The 16,632-nt window shown below is 55.6% G+C and carries 13 protein-coding genes; 6 read left to right on the top strand and 7 right to left on the bottom strand.

Going from position 1 to position 16,632, the window contains the following annotated elements:
- Window positions 1-110: 110 nt before the first annotated feature.
- Window positions 111-503, bottom strand: coding sequence for an FtsB family cell division protein (locus AC5S16_RS00670; RefSeq protein ID WP_493928074.1), 393 nt, complete (start codon window positions 501-503; stop codon window positions 111-113).
- Window positions 504-537: 34 nt separating this feature from the next.
- Window positions 538-1,938 carry a phosphoglucomutase/phosphomannomutase family protein gene (locus AC5S16_RS00665; RefSeq protein WP_493928073.1) on the bottom strand — a complete coding sequence of 467 codons (1,401 nt, stop codon included), beginning with the start codon at window positions 1,936-1,938 and terminating at the stop codon, window positions 538-540.
- A 74-nt stretch (window positions 1,939-2,012) separates the two neighbouring features.
- On the opposite strand from AC5S16_RS00665, the gene cutA reads away from it, so the two are divergent.
- The 3 genes from cutA to AC5S16_RS00650 all read left to right on the top strand — a co-directional run bounded on the left by cutA (window position 2,013) and on the right by AC5S16_RS00650 (window position 4,098).
- Window positions 2,013-2,330, top strand: a complete 318-nt coding sequence (cutA, locus tag AC5S16_RS00660) for a divalent-cation tolerance protein CutA (protein WP_493928072.1) — start codon at window positions 2,013-2,015, stop codon at window positions 2,328-2,330.
- A 185-nt stretch (window positions 2,331-2,515) separates the two neighbouring features.
- Window positions 2,516-3,097, top strand: a complete 582-nt coding sequence (locus AC5S16_RS00655; protein ID WP_493928071.1) for a biotin transporter BioY — start codon at window positions 2,516-2,518, stop codon at window positions 3,095-3,097.
- A 167-nt stretch (window positions 3,098-3,264) separates the two neighbouring features.
- Window positions 3,265-4,098, top strand: a complete 834-nt coding sequence (locus AC5S16_RS00650) for a menaquinone biosynthesis family protein (RefSeq protein WP_493928633.1) — start codon at window positions 3,265-3,267, stop codon at window positions 4,096-4,098.
- Between the two features lie 160 nt (window positions 4,099-4,258).
- Here the strand turns inward: AC5S16_RS00650 and AC5S16_RS00645 are convergent, their stop codons facing one another.
- Window positions 4,259-5,986 (bottom strand): alkaline phosphatase family protein, encoded by a 1,728-nt coding sequence (locus tag AC5S16_RS00645; RefSeq protein ID WP_493928070.1) that lies wholly within the window; start codon window positions 5,984-5,986, stop codon window positions 4,259-4,261.
- A 225-nt stretch (window positions 5,987-6,211) separates the two neighbouring features.
- On the bottom strand, window positions 6,212-9,535 hold the full coding sequence (locus AC5S16_RS00640; protein ID WP_493928632.1) for a TonB-dependent receptor: 3,324 nt from the start codon (window positions 9,533-9,535) through the stop codon (window positions 6,212-6,214).
- A 265-nt stretch (window positions 9,536-9,800) separates the two neighbouring features.
- Here AC5S16_RS00640 and AC5S16_RS00635 point away from each other — a divergent pair, with 265 nt between their 5' ends.
- On the top strand, window positions 9,801-10,652 hold the full coding sequence (locus tag AC5S16_RS00635) for an ABC transporter permease (protein WP_493928069.1): 852 nt from the start codon (window positions 9,801-9,803) through the stop codon (window positions 10,650-10,652).
- A 3-nt stretch (window positions 10,653-10,655) separates the two neighbouring features.
- Here AC5S16_RS00635 and AC5S16_RS00630 read toward each other — a convergent pair whose 3' ends face one another.
- Genes AC5S16_RS00630 through AC5S16_RS00620 form a run of 3 tightly spaced genes read right to left on the bottom strand, consistent with a single transcriptional unit; the run spans window position 10,656 to window position 14,191 of the window.
- Window positions 10,656-11,984 carry a TolC family protein gene (locus AC5S16_RS00630; RefSeq protein ID WP_493928068.1) on the bottom strand — a complete coding sequence of 443 codons (1,329 nt, stop codon included), beginning with the start codon at window positions 11,982-11,984 and terminating at the stop codon, window positions 10,656-10,658.
- Between the two features lie 45 nt (window positions 11,985-12,029).
- Window positions 12,030-12,998, bottom strand: coding sequence for a tetratricopeptide repeat protein (locus tag AC5S16_RS00625; RefSeq protein ID WP_493928067.1), 969 nt, complete (start codon window positions 12,996-12,998; stop codon window positions 12,030-12,032).
- Entirely contained in the window at window positions 12,998-14,191 is a 1,194-nt protein-coding gene (locus AC5S16_RS00620) for an efflux RND transporter periplasmic adaptor subunit (RefSeq protein ID WP_493928066.1), read from the bottom strand. The genes AC5S16_RS00625 and AC5S16_RS00620 overlap by 1 nt, the downstream gene beginning before the upstream one ends.
- Before the next feature lie 512 nt (window positions 14,192-14,703).
- Here AC5S16_RS00620 and queF point away from each other — a divergent pair.
- Window positions 14,704-15,096: a preQ(1) synthase gene (queF, locus tag AC5S16_RS00615; protein ID WP_493928065.1), complete on the top strand. Its 393-nt coding sequence runs from the start codon at window positions 14,704-14,706 to the stop codon at window positions 15,094-15,096.
- Window positions 15,097-15,350: 254 nt separating this feature from the next.
- On the top strand, window positions 15,351-16,613 hold the full coding sequence (locus AC5S16_RS00610; protein ID WP_493928064.1) for a spinster family MFS transporter: 1,263 nt from the start codon (window positions 15,351-15,353) through the stop codon (window positions 16,611-16,613).
- Window positions 16,614-16,632: the final 19 nt, after the last annotated feature.

The following is a 16,632-nucleotide window of genomic DNA, read 5'->3' as shown; positions in this document are numbered from 1 at the left end:
ACCGGTCGTTGCCTTGCAACGATTCGCACGAACTTACGTTCGCGCGGGTCCTTCGATTCCGCTACGCTCCACTCAGGATGACACTTTTGTGGCGGCCAAGGATTATCAATTTATTTTGCATTTGTGGAAGGCTTGTTTCCTGGCTTGTCATTCAGCGTGTAGATGACTTCGCCGGGGCGAGTGTAGTGCAGGCGCTCGCGGGCTTCGTGCTCGATGGCATCAGGATCGTTCTTCAGGTGATCGACATGCTCCTTCATGCGTCCGTTTTCGTCCTGCAGGGACTGAATCTGCTTCTGAAGATCCCTGTCTTCCTGTCGCTTCTGCTCGTATGCAGTGATGCCATTCTGTCCGACGACGACGTGGTATCCCAGAAAAACGGCCAGCACAATGGCTGCAGCCGTAGCAATGCGCCGCCGCATGCGATAGGCAAAGCCGGCGGCGCGGATGAAGTTCGGGTTTTGGATGACTTCGTTCACTGTTTTGAAACCGGGGCTGAGCCCCATCTAGTCTGATGCGAGGGTCGAAGCCCTCGCCTACTTATTCAAGCACCCAGTCTTTCGCGGCTTTGCTCAACGGGGCGCAATCGATTTCTTTTCGCGCTTCCGAGTAGACACGAACAACCGGTTCTGTTCCCGACAGACGATAGCAGACCCATGACCCATCTTCGAGGATCAGCTTCAGTCCATCGGTGCGCACTATCTGGGTGACTTTACGGCCGCCCAGCTCATGCGGATCGTGCTTCACCTTTTCAGTAAATTTTTCTTTCACTTCCGGAGTCAAGCGGAAGTTCTCCCTTAATGGGTAAAAGGAACCAACCTTGGCAAATAGCTCTTTAAGCTGCTGGCCCAGGCTCTTGCCGCGGACGGCGACCATTTCTGAGACAAGAAGGCCGGCAATGACGCCATCTTTCTCCGGAACGTGGCCGCGAATGGTGAGCCCGGCGCTTTCTTCGCCGCCGATGGCGATCTTGTCCTCGTCGATAAGCGCACCAATGTATTTGAAGCCCACGGGGGTTTCGTAGAGCTGGACTTTGTAATGGTCAGCGAGCGCGTTGACGAGGTTGGTGGTGGCAACAGACTTCGCGACGCCGTTCTTCCAGCCGCGCGTTTCGACCAGGTAATCGAAGAGCAGCGCGATCACGTAATTCGGCTGGATAAAGGTGCCGTCGCCATCGACAATGCCGAAGCGGTCCGCGTCGCCGTCGGTCGCAATGCCGATGTTCGCACCAGTCTCCTTCATTTTGGCCTTGCAGTCGCCGAGAAGTTCATCGCTTGGCTCTGGCGCATGGCCGCCGAAGAGAACGTCGCGATAGTCGTGGACGGTAGAGACGGCAACTCCGTTGTCAGCCAGAAGCTGCGATGGGTAACCGCGGCCTGCTCCCCAGAAGGAGTCGTAAACAACCTTAATATTCGCTTTCTTGATGGCTTTGAGATCGACGAGCTCGGCGATGCGCTTCAGGTAATCCGGTTTGACGTCGACTTCTTCAAACTTTGATTTTGGTTCAGGCGGTGGGGGGACGCTTTCACCCAGCGCTACAATGTCGGCTTCAATCCTGCCGGTAGCTTCGGGCAGGGCCGGCGCTCCGTCGGGAGTGGAATACTTGATGCCGTTGTATTCCGGCGGATTGTGTGATGCGGTGAAATTAATCGAGCCCCCGGTCTTGCGCATGCGAATAGCATAGGCAATGGCGGGTGTGGGCGCCGGCTCAGGAATGACGATCGGCGTCACACCGTTTGCGGCAAGCACCCTGGCTGCATCAGCAACAAAAACTTCCCCTAGAAAACGCGGATCGCGGCCCACCAGCACGGTTTTCGCTCCCGGCTGTGAAGCAACATATTTGGCAATGCCGGTAACTGCGCGGCGAATGTTTGCGATGGTGAACTCGTCGGCAAGGATAGCGCGCCATCCTGAGGTTCCAAACTTAATTTGCGTGGCCATATTCTCCAGACTCCTCTCCTAAGATGCAACAAAACCCGACAGCACATTGCTATCTTAATGGCTGGCAATCTTTTATGGATCAAGCGCGCGTTATTCTGACCACTGTTTCTTCACGCGAGGAGGCGGCGCGCATTGCCCGCGCGCTTGTCGAAGAGCGGCACGCTGCATGCGTCAACATTGTTGACGGCGTAAATTCCGTGTATCGCTGGCAGGGTGCGGTAGAGGAAGCTTCCGAGATACTGCTGATCATCAAGAGCAGCGCGGAAAAGATTGCGGCGCTGGAAGCAGCAGTTCACAGGCTGCACTCGTATGAAGTCCCTGAATTCCTGGTGTTGCCTGTGGAAAGCGGCAGCCTGGCATACCTCAAATGGCTGCATGAATCGGTTGAGTAAGTTTGTTATTCTCTAGTTTATCCATGCGTGTGCTTTTCGCAGTTTTCCTTCTGAGTATCATCGCGCTCATCTGGACGGCGGTGGCTGTTGGACGCCACATCCGACGGAATGGAAAACAGGAGAGCGGGCACCTTTCCATCAAGGCGTCAGAACCAGACCACGAACAAGAATAGGAGAACGCGTCTATGGCACAAAGCAATGCAGGTTCGGCAGTTCTGAACACCACACGTACAAATTCAGTAGCGCGGTGGGGCGCGTCTGTTGTCGCAGGGAGCGCACTGGTGGCCATCTGCGCGCATATCTCGGTGCCGCTCTTCTTCACACCTGTCCCCATGACGCTGCAGCCCTTTGCTGTTCTGCTGTTGGGCCTGTTGATAGAGCCGACAGCGGCTTTCGCGGCATTGGTGCTCTATCTGCTCGAAGGCGCAGCCGGATTGCCGGTATTTACACCTCAGGGGTTGGGCGGAATTGCTCAATTGATGAGTCCGACGGGCGGATATCTGATGTCGTATCCGTTTGTTGCAGCGCTGGTAAGCTTCGTGTTTCGCAGCCTGCCGGTGCGCGGCTTCTGGACGGCGATCGTGGCTGCCGCATCCGGCAATGCTCTGATTCTGACCGCGGGAACAGCATGGCTGGCAACGGTGACGCACCAGTCGATGGCACACGCGGTTTCGCTTGCCGTGATTCCGTTTCTTCCCGGCGATGCGCTGAAGGTTTGCCTTGCCGCAGGAATCACCGCCGGATGGCTGCGGGCACGCGTAAAATAGAAAAGACGGTTGTCCGCTGATTCCCTCCCTCTTTTCCACCGGCAAGCGAATACGGGGAACCAGTGTGTGTTTATACAGATAGTTGAGTTGCAGAAAGGAATTATTCCGCAGTGACCGCATCCGCTTCCAAAACCGAGTCTGCCGAGCCGCATACAACTTCATCACAGCTGCGCGAGATCACCATCGCGCACAGCCCCGATTCCGATGACGCGTTCATGTTTTATGGGCTGGCGACGAACAAAATCCGCGTGAATGGGTACAAGTTCACGCACACGCTCTGCGATATTGAAACGCTGAACCAGAAGGCCATGCATGAGGCTTTCTATGATGTGACGGCCATTTCCTTCCACGCCTATCCGTATCTTCAGGACAACTATGCTCTGATGGCCTGCGGCGGATCTGTCGGCGAGGGATATGGGCCGATGATCGTGGCCAGCCAGCGTTTTTCTCTGAGCGAAATCAAGAAGATCAAAGTCGCTGTTCCGGGGACGCTGACCACTGCATATCTTGCGTTGAAACTCTTTGCGCCGGAAATTGAAACGGCGGTCGTTCCTTTCGACAAGATCATTCCAGAAGTGCTTGCCGGAAACTACCAGGCCGGGCTCATCATCCACGAAGGCCAGCTCACCTATGCGCACAGCGGCCTGCACAAGGTCATCGATCTGGGACAGTGGTGGCGTGAAGAAACGAAGCTGCCTCTGCCGCTTGGAGGCAACGCTATCCGCCGCTCGCTGGGTCCTGATGTGATGCTTAAGGTCACGCAGGCCCTGCGCGACAGCATTCAGCACGGACTCGATCACCGAGAAGAAGCGCTCTCCTATGCCATGCAGTTTGCGCGCGACCTCGATACAAACCTTGCTGACAAGTTTGTCGGCATGTACGTCAACGATCGCACGTTGAACTATGGCGAGGATGGACGCGAAGCAATACGCAAGCTGCTCACGCTCGGACATGAGCGCGGAGTGATTCCGCATCCAGTAAAAGTAGATTTTGTCGGCTGAACTTGCCGTTCAGGCACACGCGCCTTCGGCGCCGTACTTCAGCTCGTGCCTTCTGAGGATCTATAACAGGCAGCAAAGTTTTCTTTCTTGTTCTTTCAAAAGAAAAAGAGGCGGGAGTCGAATTGACTTCCGCCTCTTCCTGTTCTGGTGAGATGGTTGTTTACTTGTCCCTGTCTAAGGTAAGGTCCGGCAGTGCAGTTGTGCCTTCCAGCCTCACTGCCTGCAATGCCCGGGAATCCAGGCCCAGCGCATTGAGAATGGTGGGGGCTACCTGTGAGGTTGTTGTGAATGTCGATACCGTTTTGTGCCTGATTGAAGGGTTCGATACGAGCAGCATCACGTTGGTGTCGTCATGCGAGAAACCGCCATGCTCTTCGAGCTTCGCGGCGCTGCCCGTATAAGTGACGCCCACGTTTGGCGTAACGATGATATCCGGCGTGCGTGGGTCGAGGCCAGGCCCAAGTCCCGGCGTGTTGTAGTTAAGCGATACGCTGGGGCCATAGAAGAGCTGACCCAGTCCAATACCTGCGGCATTCTGCTCCAGCGTTTCCACTGCGCTTTCTACATTGCTTCCCGGCTTGAGCCAGAGGAGCGAGATGTCGTCTTCTGTCGGCCCAATGCCGCCGCCTGCTGGTGATTCGGATGTGGGAAGAAGATTGGCAAGGAGTGTTGCCGGCGATGTGCCGTTACCTGTCTTACCGGGATGTGCCTGGTAGAGGTTGGGGTCAATGGGTGACTGGCCGTGCTTGGCCGTGATGACGATCAGAGTGTTTTCGAGCCTGCCCGTTTCTTTCAGGGCGTTAACCATGTCACCGATGGCCGCGTCGACGTATTCGATTTCCTTGAGGAGTTGGGGAGTGGGAACGCCTTTCGCATTTACGTAGCCGCCATTACCGACGCTGGGCTCAATAAGCTTCTGTCCGACGCTGACGGCCTGAAAGTTCATGCCGAAGATGGCTGGAACTCTGGCGGGAGCGCCATTATGCGTTTTGCCGTAAATTTCATTGAGAATGGCGTTTACTTTCAGCTGGTCGTAGCACTGGATGTTGTCGAAGCTGTTGGTCCACGCAGTCAGATCAGAGCCGGGATCGCGGACAGCAGTGCAGGAGGTTCCCTCCGACGTAGTGATGCCAGGCAAAGCGACAACGTTGGAGTTGATCTCAGGAGCATAGTAATCGTCGAGGGTTCCGCCGGGCCCTGCAACGGCAGAGTAGGACGGATGCTTGTCTGACCATGCCGTGTAGCCGCCGGCCGCGTGGATGACGCCGAAGATCGTGTTCGTGCGGACGAAATTCCACGGATAGACAGGAGCGCATCCTGCAGCAGGATCGCGCGGGAGACGCTTGGGATCGATGGAAGCGATGCCGCCGTCAGCCAGGCCGGCTCCGGGAGCGCCCCCGTTGAGCTTAGTCTGATCGATGTCGATGCCTTCTTCGTATTCAGTGGTAGTGCCGGTTGGTGTGGTGAAGGGAGTGCAGGGTCCAGCAGCAACGCCGTTGCCGGTTGTCTTTGCCGGAGCATCGAGCGAACGGTCATAAGCCACGTCGTAGTAGATGCCCATGGTTTTTGGGGTTGCGCCGGTGACGATGCTCATCAGTCCGGGAAACGAGTCTGATGGTTTAGAGGTGGATGCCGCCGTGTAGTTAACAGCGTTGTGCCCGAGCGCTGCGAGATTTGGGCAGTAAGGCGAACCGTTGTTTACGCCTTCGACTCCATTGGAACAGTTGAGGAAATCGACGGCATGCATTCCGTCGATGCTGAGCAGAAGAACATGCTTGATGCCATGTTCGCTGTGGAAGTGGTCTTCGTCTTCCGCTGCCATACGCGCCGGGGAGAGAAGCGCAGCCGCGATGGCTGCACTTGATGCAAACAGCAAATACGGTTTCATAGTTACCTCCACAAGCTTGATAGCAGGCGGGAATCTTCTTATGTGTTAATCACAAGTAAAGAAAACAGTTGATATTTCCCCTGTAAACTTAAGATATTCTTAAGGTTATTCTGATATCGACCTCGCGGACTAAGCACTCAAATCAGCGCCTTGAAGCAACAAAAAAGTCCGGCTCAAGGCCGGACTTTTTTTGCGAAAGAAGACATGTATGCTGGACGGCTGGTTCTAGAAGAATAGCTTTGCGGAGAACTGCAACTGACGCGGTCCGTAAAGCAGACTGCTGGTAGAAGTCGGCGTACCCAGCGGCAAGCCTGTTGTGGGGGCGATACAGCCTCCGGTAATGGCGCTGCTTGTGAAGTTGCTGCATGCGCCTGATCCGGCTGACACCAACGAATATCCAGTCGCATTCACTGACTGGTTGATGCGCTGGTTCAGCACATTGAATGCCTCACCCAGGATCTGGAAATTGATCCTCTCAGTGATGGGGAAATTCCTAGTCACGCGGAAGTCGATATTGCGGATTCCCGGCCCTGGGAAAGCATTACGGCTGGCTACCTGGTTCGGCGCCCTGCCATTGGTGGCAGTGCCAGAGCTCGAGCTCATGACTCCACCGGTAACACCACCATCCGCGCCTCCGCTGGGATAACCGCTGAGGCCCGCCGTGATGGGAAAGCCAGTGGACTCAGTGGCCGTGCCTGAGAAGAGGAAATCATCCAGAAGATGTTTGGCGAACCAGTTGTTCTGGAAAATCTGCGGCTGGTAAACCACGCTGCCTACAAAGCGGTTGCGCACATCGAGGTCGGAGCGGCCATATTCCAGCTTCAGGTTGTTGGGATCAAGCGGGAAATCCGATCCATAGAACGTCCCAAACGTGCCGGGCACCTGTGCGAGGTCCAGCGCCTTCGACCATGTGTAATTCACCAGGAGCTCAAGACCATGCTCAAAAGGCTTCCTGACGGTCACTGCCATGGAGTTGTACCAGGTGTTGACAGAGCTGAAGCCTGTGTTGATCGAGCCGATGGTTGCGTCGCGGCGATCTGTAGGCAGGTAGAACGGAAGTGTAAATGGCTGCCCGATCGGGTTTCCACTCTTATCGACCTGCTGATAGGTTTTCGTGCTGCTGGGCGTTTGTCCAATGAGATTGGCATCGACAAAAATCGGCAGGCGCAGGCCGCGCGTCCCGACATAGCCAATGGAGAGAGTTGTACGACCCGGCATCTCCTGTTCGACACCGAGCTGCAGTTCATGAGCAAGCGGCGGCACAAAGTTGGGATCGAGACCGTGGAAACTGGGCACTGGCGTGAAACCATTGGGCAGCGGGGTAACCGTGGAGGCTGCTCCGCCAAAACTGGTCGGACTAGGCACGCCATACAAGGGCGTTGAGTTCAGGCCAGGTCCTGGAGGCGTGAACAGCACATTCGGAAAGAGGGGTGCGCCTGTAGGCAGAGTGCAAGTTGGATTAGAGGTGGCGCCGCATCCACTACCTGCGCCGTTAAAGCTGAAGTTGGTCTGGTAAACACCGTTTTCTACGCGCATGGCATAGTACGTACTGCCCTGATTGAGCGCGCTGAATAACCCATAGCCGCCACGAACAACCGTTCCCGGATGCGGGTTCCATGCAAAGCCAATGCGCGGCTGCACACGGTCCAACACATTTTTAAGCGTTGCATTGTAAAAAGTCGTCAATGCAGTGCTCGTGTTGGGGTGCAGAGGCTGCGGCGTCAATTGCACGTCGTAGCGGACACCAAGATCGAAGGTGAGATTGTGCGTGATCTTCCACGAATCTTCAGCAAAGCCGTCAATCATCTTCATCCAGAAATCGTCTTTGCCGACGCCGGTTATCTGGTCGATAGTCTGCACAAATGTGTCGTAGTGCCTGCCTGCATAGGGATCCGATGCAGACGCGGGAAAAAAGTCCTGAACCCAATTGACAAAGTTATCCGATGGCCCGACGCCCCTGGTATAGCTGTAAAGCCCGCCGCCCTGGAAGAGGTTAATCATGACTTCGTGAACAAGATTCAGATCGCCACCGGCTTTCAGCGTGTGCTTGCCGTGAGTGGTCGAAAACACATCGGTGATCTGGTAACGGTGCTCATCCGGCTCCGCGGTGCGTGGAAGGGCATTGGGCAATCCATAGGTCTGTACGCTGGACAGCGAAACGCTCGGCCCTGGCGCATTTGCTCCTGCCGTTTCAAGATCGCGTCCCCATTGGAAGCGTACTTCGTTCACCGAATGGTCGGTCAGAGCATCGGTCCATTGCGCCACAACAAACCGCTCGTGATAATTCGTCGAGCCATTGGTTGTGACGGATGAATTGGTGTAGGACGGATTCGAGGCATAGCTGCTGGGCGAATGATAGTTGGAGAAATTGAAGTTGGCGAAGACATGATTGTTGCTGTTAATTTGCCAGTCAAGGCGCGGGAAGAAAATGTCCTGAATACCCGTGCGTGGATAGGAACCGGAAAGCGCCTGAAGATATTGAATTGCGTTCGTGCAATTCGTCGAGCCTGGACCACCGATGCTCGCAGGGCACTGTGAAGGCGTGATGTTGTTGCTGTGGTCGCCGAACGCGCCAGCGGGCGTGAGGGAAATATTTGCAGTTGAGCTGTAGAGTACAGGATTGACGCGACGGAAACCGTCATAGGTGAAGAACCCAAAAAGACGGTCGCGAAGGATTGGACCTCCCACACTGCCGCCGAACTGCTGTTGCTGGTGGATAGGCTGGGTAAGCAACAGAGGGTTATGAGTCGCAATTCCCTGCCCTTTGTTATAGGGGTCGAGAGCATTGAGTGAGGGATAACGCAGGTAGTAGAAGAGGTCACCGTGCAGATCGTTGGTGCCAGATTTGGTGATTGCGTTCACCTGCCCGCCGGCGGCCTGCCCAAACTCAGCGCTGTATGTGGCGGTGGCAACCTGAAATTCCTTAATGGAGTCGAGACTATAGATGTATGGCGCGCCGGAAGCACGCCCGCGTGCTTCAGAAAAGAGCATCTGGTTGTTGTTCGCACCGTCAACATAGTTGCTGTTGTAGAGGCCGGAGATGCCATGGAAGCTGATAAGCCCGCTACCGCCGTCATTTACTACATTTGGCGTCAACAGGACAAAGTCATCCCAGCGGCGGCCGTTCACGGGCAAGTTCTGCACCAGCTTTTCGCTTACTACCTGCGAAACTTCTGTCCGCTCCGGATCAAGCAGCGGCGCAGCAGCGGATACCTGCACTGTCGACTGCACGGAAGCAGGCGGCAACGCAGCGTCAACCGTGAGCGTGTCACCTACATGCAGAAGCAGGTTCTTTTGCTCGGCATTGCCAAAATCAGTCGCGGTAACGGAAACAGAATAGTGTCCTGGCTGAAGAAATGGCGCGACATAACTGCCGGCGCCATTAGTCGTGATTGAGCGGGAAGCGCCTGTATCGATATTTGTAACCGTCACGGTTGCATTAGAGATGGTGGCACCTGCTGTATCTGTTACCGTGCCGCTGATCGTGCCCGCTCCCGCGGTCTGAGCCCATGTGGCAGTACATGAACCAAGAAACACTACGAGTAACACTAGCCTCAATATGGTCCTCATGAGTAGTTCCCTTTTCTTTATTTCTTACTGTTGTATGTCCGAGGAAAAGAAAATCGCGCTATTTACGGCAACTGCGTGGCTGCCGGTAACTCTATGGATACTTCTATTGTAAGGGGTGAATTGTGGGGACCTGTCAACGAGGAAAGTTGCGATTGCATCTCTTTTCATGTGGAAAAGAGGGTGTGAATTTTAATCAAAAACTGCAGCCCTGAACGAAATAGCAACTGTTTGCTACTCTTTTTCTTTGGCAAATTTCTCCATTGGACGAACTCTCCGCCGCCAGCCGCTTGCCGTGATTGGTGCAGCGCTGCTTGTTCTCTTTACAGCGATAGCGCTGCTTGCTCCGCTGATTGCTCCTTATGACCCGGCATCCATTGATCTCACGCATCGACTGATGTCACCGAGCCATGGACATTGGTTCGGCACTGATGAGCTAGGGCGCGATATCTTCTCGCGGACACTCTATGGGGCGCGGCTTTCGCTGCTGGTGGCGACATCGGTGGTTGGATGCTCGTTATTTCTGGGGCTGATTCTGGGCGGGCTTGCAGGATATTACGGCGGTGCTATCGACACCGCGCTCAACACTTTCGTGATGAATGCATTTCTCGCACTGCCGGGAATTCTGCTGGCAATTGCGTTTGTCGCGTTTCTCGGGCCGGGACTGATTAATCTTGTGCTTGCGCTTTCGATCGGCGGCTGGGTTGGCTATGCGCGTCTGGTGCGGGCGCAGGTGCTGGCCATGCGCGAGCGAGAATTTGTAGAAGCGGCGCGGGCGCTGGGCGCAAACGATCTACGCATCTTTATGCGGCATATTCTTCCGAACATCCTGCAGCCCATTATTGTGCAGGCAGCGATCGGCATGGCCGGAGCCGTGCTGGCTGAAGCTACTTTGAGTTTCCTGGGATTGGGAGTTCCTCCGCCAGCAGCAAGCTGGGGCGCGATGCTCAATGATGGACGCTCACATCTGTTCGATGCTCCACACCTTGTCATCTTCCCCGCTGTTGCGGTGATGCTCTGCGTGCTCTCGTTCAATTTCCTAGGCGATGCATTACGGGATTATCTCGATCCGCGAACGCGGATGAGTGTCGGGCTGTAACGGCTATTTCTGGGGGGCGGATTTCGCCCAATCTTCGATGGTGCCGAGAGAGCGCATTAGGCTGAGCTGCGCGCGCAGGACGGCGAAGTTCGCGTCGAGCACATCTTCGTAACGTTCTCGCTCTTCGATGCGCGCCTGCTGCTCTTCCCGAGGCGTAAGCGGAGCGGCATTAGGAGAGCCGCTTCCCTGGTTCAGCTGTGTCAGGATGGCGTCGAGCTGTTCCTGCGCAAGCTCTGCCTGCAATTGCGCGATGCGCTGCTGGGCGGCCAGCTCCGCCAGACTGTTCTTCAACTGGAAAACCTGCTCATTGACTGTATTTTGCGTCTGGTCAGCTTCAGCAAGGGCGCGGGCAGCTTCCGCTTCGGAGCGCCGCTGTTTAGCTTTGAGCGAAGCATCAAAGAGCGGCACCTTGATCTGGATGCCGACGTTGAAGTTGTTGTACTGGAAGTTTTGATAGAACTGATTGTAGTTATTGAATTTTGCAAACAGACTGTAGTCGGCGCCGAAGGAGAGCTGGGGACGTAACGTCTGCCGGGCGTCTCCAAAAGAAACATACATTTTGGATTTTGCGTTGGCCTGCGCGGCCTGTATGCCGGCATTGAACCCGTTGACATGAGGGCCCAGGTTATTGGCGGACCTAAAGTCAGGAGCCGGCGGGATGCTGTCCGCTCTGGTAACAAAGGTGGAAGCCGGAAGCCCGGTAAGATGAGCGAGTTGCTGGCGCAGAAGCGCGGCATCGTCCTGCAGGTGGATGCGCTTGAGATCGATGCGCGCAGCTGTGAGCTGCACTTTGGTCAGCTCCATGCGGTTTTCTATGCCTGCGATGACCCTGTCCTGCTCAATGCCGACGAGCTTATTGGCATATTGCTTTTCCTGGGCGAGGGCGGCCATCGCATTCTCAGTTTTGTCCAGCTGGGCATAGTTCAATGACGTGTCAAGCACAACCTGCTCGCGGGTGTCCTTCAGACTGAACTCCGCAGCACGAAGCCCGGCGCGCGCGGAGCGCACATAATCTGGCTGCGAAAAAGTAAAGAGCAGCGATTGCGAAGTGACATTGAAAACCGAAGGCTCGCCCAGCGGAAAGCCGTAAGAATAGCCAAGGCTCGAGCCGAGCATGAGATTGGGAATATAGGCGTCCTTGGTCTCGGTCAAGGATGAGGCGGCGCGTTCCACATCTGCTCGGGCAACACGAACAGAAGTGCTGTTACGCAATGCGAGATCGACTACCGTGTAGAGGGAAACCTGGGCCGGCTGCGCTGTTGAAGGTGGTGCGAATGCAGCAGACAGCGCCAGCGCACTCAGCGTTATCCAGCGGACGTGTAGCGGTTTCAATTGCAAATAGCCTTCCTCGGAAATTGCAAGCTTTGATTCTATCTGCTATCTGCCGCTGTTTGTGGCCTGCGAAGCTGGTTGGTAATCCCTAGCAAGGCCTTGCGCAGCGGCAATCTGGGCCTGCGCGCCCTGCGCATCTCCGAGCTTCGTCAGAAGCTTCGACAACTGTACCTGCACGCGGAAGGCGGGCGCATCTTCCGACTTATTGGGCGAAGCAAGATACTGCTCCATCAACTGGCGGGCAAGCGGCAGTTCGCGTCCGGCGCGAATAAGAATGGACGCACCGTCAGCCAGGGCGATTCCATGCTTTGTGTCGGCCGCCGTTCCTGACTTCACGGCCTGCGCCATATCATCCCAGCGCTGGCGACGGCGATAGAAGGAGGCAAGGTCCATCCATGCGTCGGCCGGGTCTTTGGATCCGTTGATAGCGGTCTTGTATTCCTGTTCGGCGGTGGCGTAGTCCTTCTGGTTTTCCGCGATGCGGGCACGGACATAATGAGCGCGGTCGGGAGCAAAAGTATCCAACTGCTGCGCGATCTTCGCAGCCTTGTCGATTCCCCCGCCAACAATGGACGGAGCGTCGACATAGAATTCGCCGAGATCGGTAAGCGCAGCTTCATTATGTGGATCTAGCTTTGCGGCAGTCTCAAACTCCTGGCGGATCTGCTTCGCCATTCTGAAGGCGGTGATGAAAGAGACGCGGTCGGCTTTTTCGCCCATAGCGCGCGCCAGCCACAAGTGATAGTTGCTGCTACCTGGAGCAAGCTTCACCGCTGCTTTGCATGCATTAACGGCATTGTCCCACCGCTCTTCCTGCATGAAGATGCGGCATTGAAGATTAAGCGCTTCGGCATTCTGCGGTTGTTGAGCGATGACCTGACCGAGGGTATCAAGACCATGATCAGCGCGGCCGTGGTCGAGGTCGCCACGCACGGAATCGAGAGTATCTGCGTGTACGGCAGAGAGAGCCCACAGAAGCAGGCTGACCTGAATGAGTCGTCGAGTAAAGCGCATTACTGCACAATCTGTACGGCGACGCCATCGCTCAGCGGCACACCGTTGGTGGTGCCCAGCGCGACTACATCGCCTTCTTTGAGTCCTGAGGCGATCTCAATCTGTGTCAGGTTCAGTGCACCCGTCTTTACCGGCGTACGATGCAGCTTGCCGTTTACAACGGTATACACATAGGAATTGCCCTGCTCGGTATGCAGTGCATCCCGAGGAGCATTCAAGACATTTGCGAGGTCAGAAGTAATCACAGTTACGGTTACATTTGTGCTGGGGAGCAGAACGTCATCGGCGTCGTCAATCGCAATCAGCGCCTGGCCCACGTTGCGCGTAGTGTAACGAGTGATGGTGGAGGGCACACGCTCCACATGGCCATGCCATTCCATGTCCGGCTTGGCTTCCCACTTGATGGTAACGGGAAGACCTTCCTTGAGCTTGCCAATCTCGGGCTCGTCGAAATAGCCCACCACCTGCAATTTGTGCAGGTCGGCCATTTCAATCAGCGTCTTTCCCTGCTCGACAAATTCCGATTGCTTGAATGGAACGGAATATACCGTGCCCGCAAACGGCGCCTTCACATTAGCCTGATCTACTACTGCCTGCGCCGCTGCGTATGCAGCCTGAGCATCGTTCAGTGACGCGCGGGCATGGGCAATGTCGTTTGCGTCATAGCGCGAAGTCTTTCTTTTCTCGAGCACGGCCAGCGAAGTGTTTGCCGACGCCAGACGGTCTTTGGCGGAGGACACTTCCGCAGCCGAGGCTGCTCCCTGCACCTGGAGCTTTTGGAGCGTCGCGAGATCCCGCTGTGCCTGGTCGGTGCTCGCCTGCGCGGACTCTATCTGGCCATTCAGCGATAAGCGTTCTTCCTGCGTGCCGCCCTTCATGGTGGCATCGTAGGCGGCCTGCGCACCCTTGAGGTTCGCAAGTGCGGCGGCCAGTTTAGAGCGCGCATCAGCGTCGTCCATCGAGAGGAGCAGTTTGCCGGACGGCACCCTATCTCCTTCATGCACGTAAAGGGCCTTCACCACACCGGGAAAAGGAGCATTTGCCTCAAAATTCGAGACCGGCTCTACCTGCCCGTTCGTGCTACTTGGGCTCTTCAAACTGCCTCGTGTCACCGTAGCAACGCGAACAGGGAGCGTGGTGCGGGTAAGCAGGTGCACGGCATAAAAAATGAGCAGCACCGCGATTGCTACCACTGTCCAAATCACGCCAGTACGGGTCGTTGTCGTTCTTTGTGTCGCCATCCGTAGACCGAAAGTCAGTATATAAGACTCAATAAGATGCGGCTTGGCGCCAAGAAATATGCACGGGGGTCTCTCAAAGTGAAAGCAAGGCCCTTCCTTCGTTAAGAAGGTGACAAAATCCAGTGGTATCTCAGTTCGAAGATTGAGCTGTATTCTGCTTATCGCTCCGATGAGCTTCGATCCAGGCAGCGGCATCGCTGGCACTTGGAAATGGAATGGTGGTGAGGGCAAAAGACATGCTGGTCAATCCGCCACCCCACATCCGTAACACCACTGATGTGCCGATAACCATAGCTGAATAAAGAGGCAAGGTTAGTTTGCCTTTAAGACTAAGGTTTCTCGTCAACAGCTATAGGTGTCCAGACAATCATGATGTGGCCCCGTTTCCGGGTTCATGGTACTTCAAAATTCATCTGAAACACTACTAAAGCCCAGACATGATTGCGGTGCTCTAGAATGAAGATATGGCTCTTTCAGAACGTTACACCGATGAGCACGCAAAAGCGGGCCTCGATTACAAATTCCCCGAGATCGAAACCTGGAAGAACCAGTTTCCCGGCTACGAGATCGTGATTGATGACCCGGAGTTCACCTCAGTCTGCCCAAAAACCGGGCTGCCTGACTTTGGCGTAATTACGCTGCGCTATATGCCGCGTGAGCTGTGCCTTGAGCTGAAGTCCTATAAGGAATATCTCTTCTGCTACCGCAATCTCGGCATTTTTCAGGAAAACGTCGTGAACCAGGTGCTCGAAGATGTGGTGAAGTCCTGCAAGCCGGTATGGGCTGTAGTGAAAGGAGATTTCCGGCCACGCGGCGGGATTTCAACGACAGTCGAAGCACGCTGGCCCCGGGACTAGGGACTGGCCGTCCCGGGCAGGCGCACACTTTGCGTGCCATTCTTGCCAAGGAGAACTGACTTGACTTCCCTTCCGCTCCCGATGGTCGCTCTTATTGGCTGCTGATGCTTTCCTCTTACGAATTAAACTCCGTGAACTCTGTGCTCTCTGTGGTGCAATCTTCTATCAAAATCTTCCCACAGAGGATACGGAGACCACAAAGCGCTCAACGGACCGGCTGCTCTATGAAACGGCTGATATGATTCCCTCACTGTATGAAGGCGATTTCATCAGCCGGACCATCGGCAGCGCGGACCGCCGCGATGGCGCTGTTTCTGCTTACCTGCCTGAACCTCTTCAATTTCATCGACCGCTATGTGCTGCCGGGCGTGCAGCCGCTGATTCAGAAGGAATTTTCTGCGAATGACGCGCAGATGGGGCTGCTGACTTCGGCCTTCTTTTTTACCTACATGATTGCTGCCCCGCTTACGGGATGGCTCGGCGACCGTTTTCCGCGCCGTCCTCTGATTGTGCTGGGAGCGCTGCTCTGGAGCGCTGCAACGCTGTTGACAGCGACGGTGCGCAGCTATGAAACGCTGCTGATTCGTCATGCGGTTGTGGGCATTGGCGAAGCAACTTTCAGCATTTTCGCCCCTTCGCTGCTGGCCGATTACTATCCCGAAATTGAGCGCAATCGCGTGCTCAGCATCTTCTACATCACGATTCCGGTGGGTGCGGCGCTAGGATATCTCTCAGGGGGCGTGCTGGGCCAGCACTACGGATGGCGCGCGCCGTTCTTCATTGCTGCGCTGCCGGGCGTGCTGATTGCCGCTGCCTTCTGGTTCTTTGTGAAGGAGCCGGAGCGTGGTGCGGCGGATGAGCTTAAGCCAACAATCTCGCGCATTACTCTTCGTGGATTGGTGCGCAATCCTGCCTTCTGGACAGCGACGCTCGGCATGGCCATGTGGACTTTTGCCGTCGGCGGTATCTCAACCTTTCTGCCGACTTTCTTTGTCCGCTTCGGCGGATACTCAGTGGCGACAGCGGGAATTGTTACTGGCGGAATTACGGCCATCGATGGATTGATAGGCACGGTTCTCGGCGGATGGCTCGGGCATCGCTGGCTGCGTAAGAATCACCGCGCTCTCTATCTTATTTCTGCATGGAGCATGCTGCTGGCGATTCCCGCATGCGCAGCTGCGATCTTTGGGCCACGGTCTCTGCTGGTTCCTGGAGCCTTTGTTGCCGAGCTTATGCTGTTCCTGAACAATGGGCCTCTGAATGCGTGTATTGTGAACTCAGTGGCCGCGCCGATCCGCGCTTCGGCCATCGCTATTAATCTGTTCATGATTCATGCATTGGGCGATGCTTTTTCACCGCGCCTTATCGGCCATATCTCGGATATGACTTCTTCTCTCAGGATCGGGCTGGGCATGACACTGATTGCACTGGGCATTGCCTCAGTGATTCTTGCGGCTGGATCTCGCTTTGCGCCTGTACTGCCGGAGAGTGCCAACAGTGCAACCGCGTCACATTGAGCTGTAACTTACTCAATTC

It is taken from the genome of Acidobacterium sp. FHG110202_01 (assembly GCF_059115305.1).
This window is presented reverse-complemented; position numbering and strand designations above follow the sequence as displayed.

Coding starts and splice junctions, on each gene's coding strand:
- AC5S16_RS00655 (WP_493928071.1), top strand. CDS start 2,516: ATGGCACAAAGCAATGCAGGTTCGGCAGTTCTGAACACCACACGTACA.
- AC5S16_RS00670 (WP_493928074.1), bottom strand. CDS start 503: ATGGGGCTCAGCCCCGGTTTCAAAACAGTGAACGAAGTCATCCAAAAC.
- cutA (WP_493928072.1), top strand. CDS start 2,013: ATGGATCAAGCGCGCGTTATTCTGACCACTGTTTCTTCACGCGAGGAG.
- AC5S16_RS00665 (WP_493928073.1), bottom strand. CDS start 1,938: ATGGCCACGCAAATTAAGTTTGGAACCTCAGGATGGCGCGCTATCCTT.
- queF (WP_493928065.1), top strand. CDS start 14,704: ATGGCTCTTTCAGAACGTTACACCGATGAGCACGCAAAAGCGGGCCTC.
- AC5S16_RS00610 (WP_493928064.1), top strand. CDS start 15,351: ATGAAGGCGATTTCATCAGCCGGACCATCGGCAGCGCGGACCGCCGCG.
- AC5S16_RS00625 (WP_493928067.1), bottom strand. CDS start 12,998: ATGCGCTTTACTCGACGACTCATTCAGGTCAGCCTGCTTCTGTGGGCT.
- AC5S16_RS00645 (WP_493928070.1), bottom strand. CDS start 5,986: ATGAAACCGTATTTGCTGTTTGCATCAAGTGCAGCCATCGCGGCTGCG.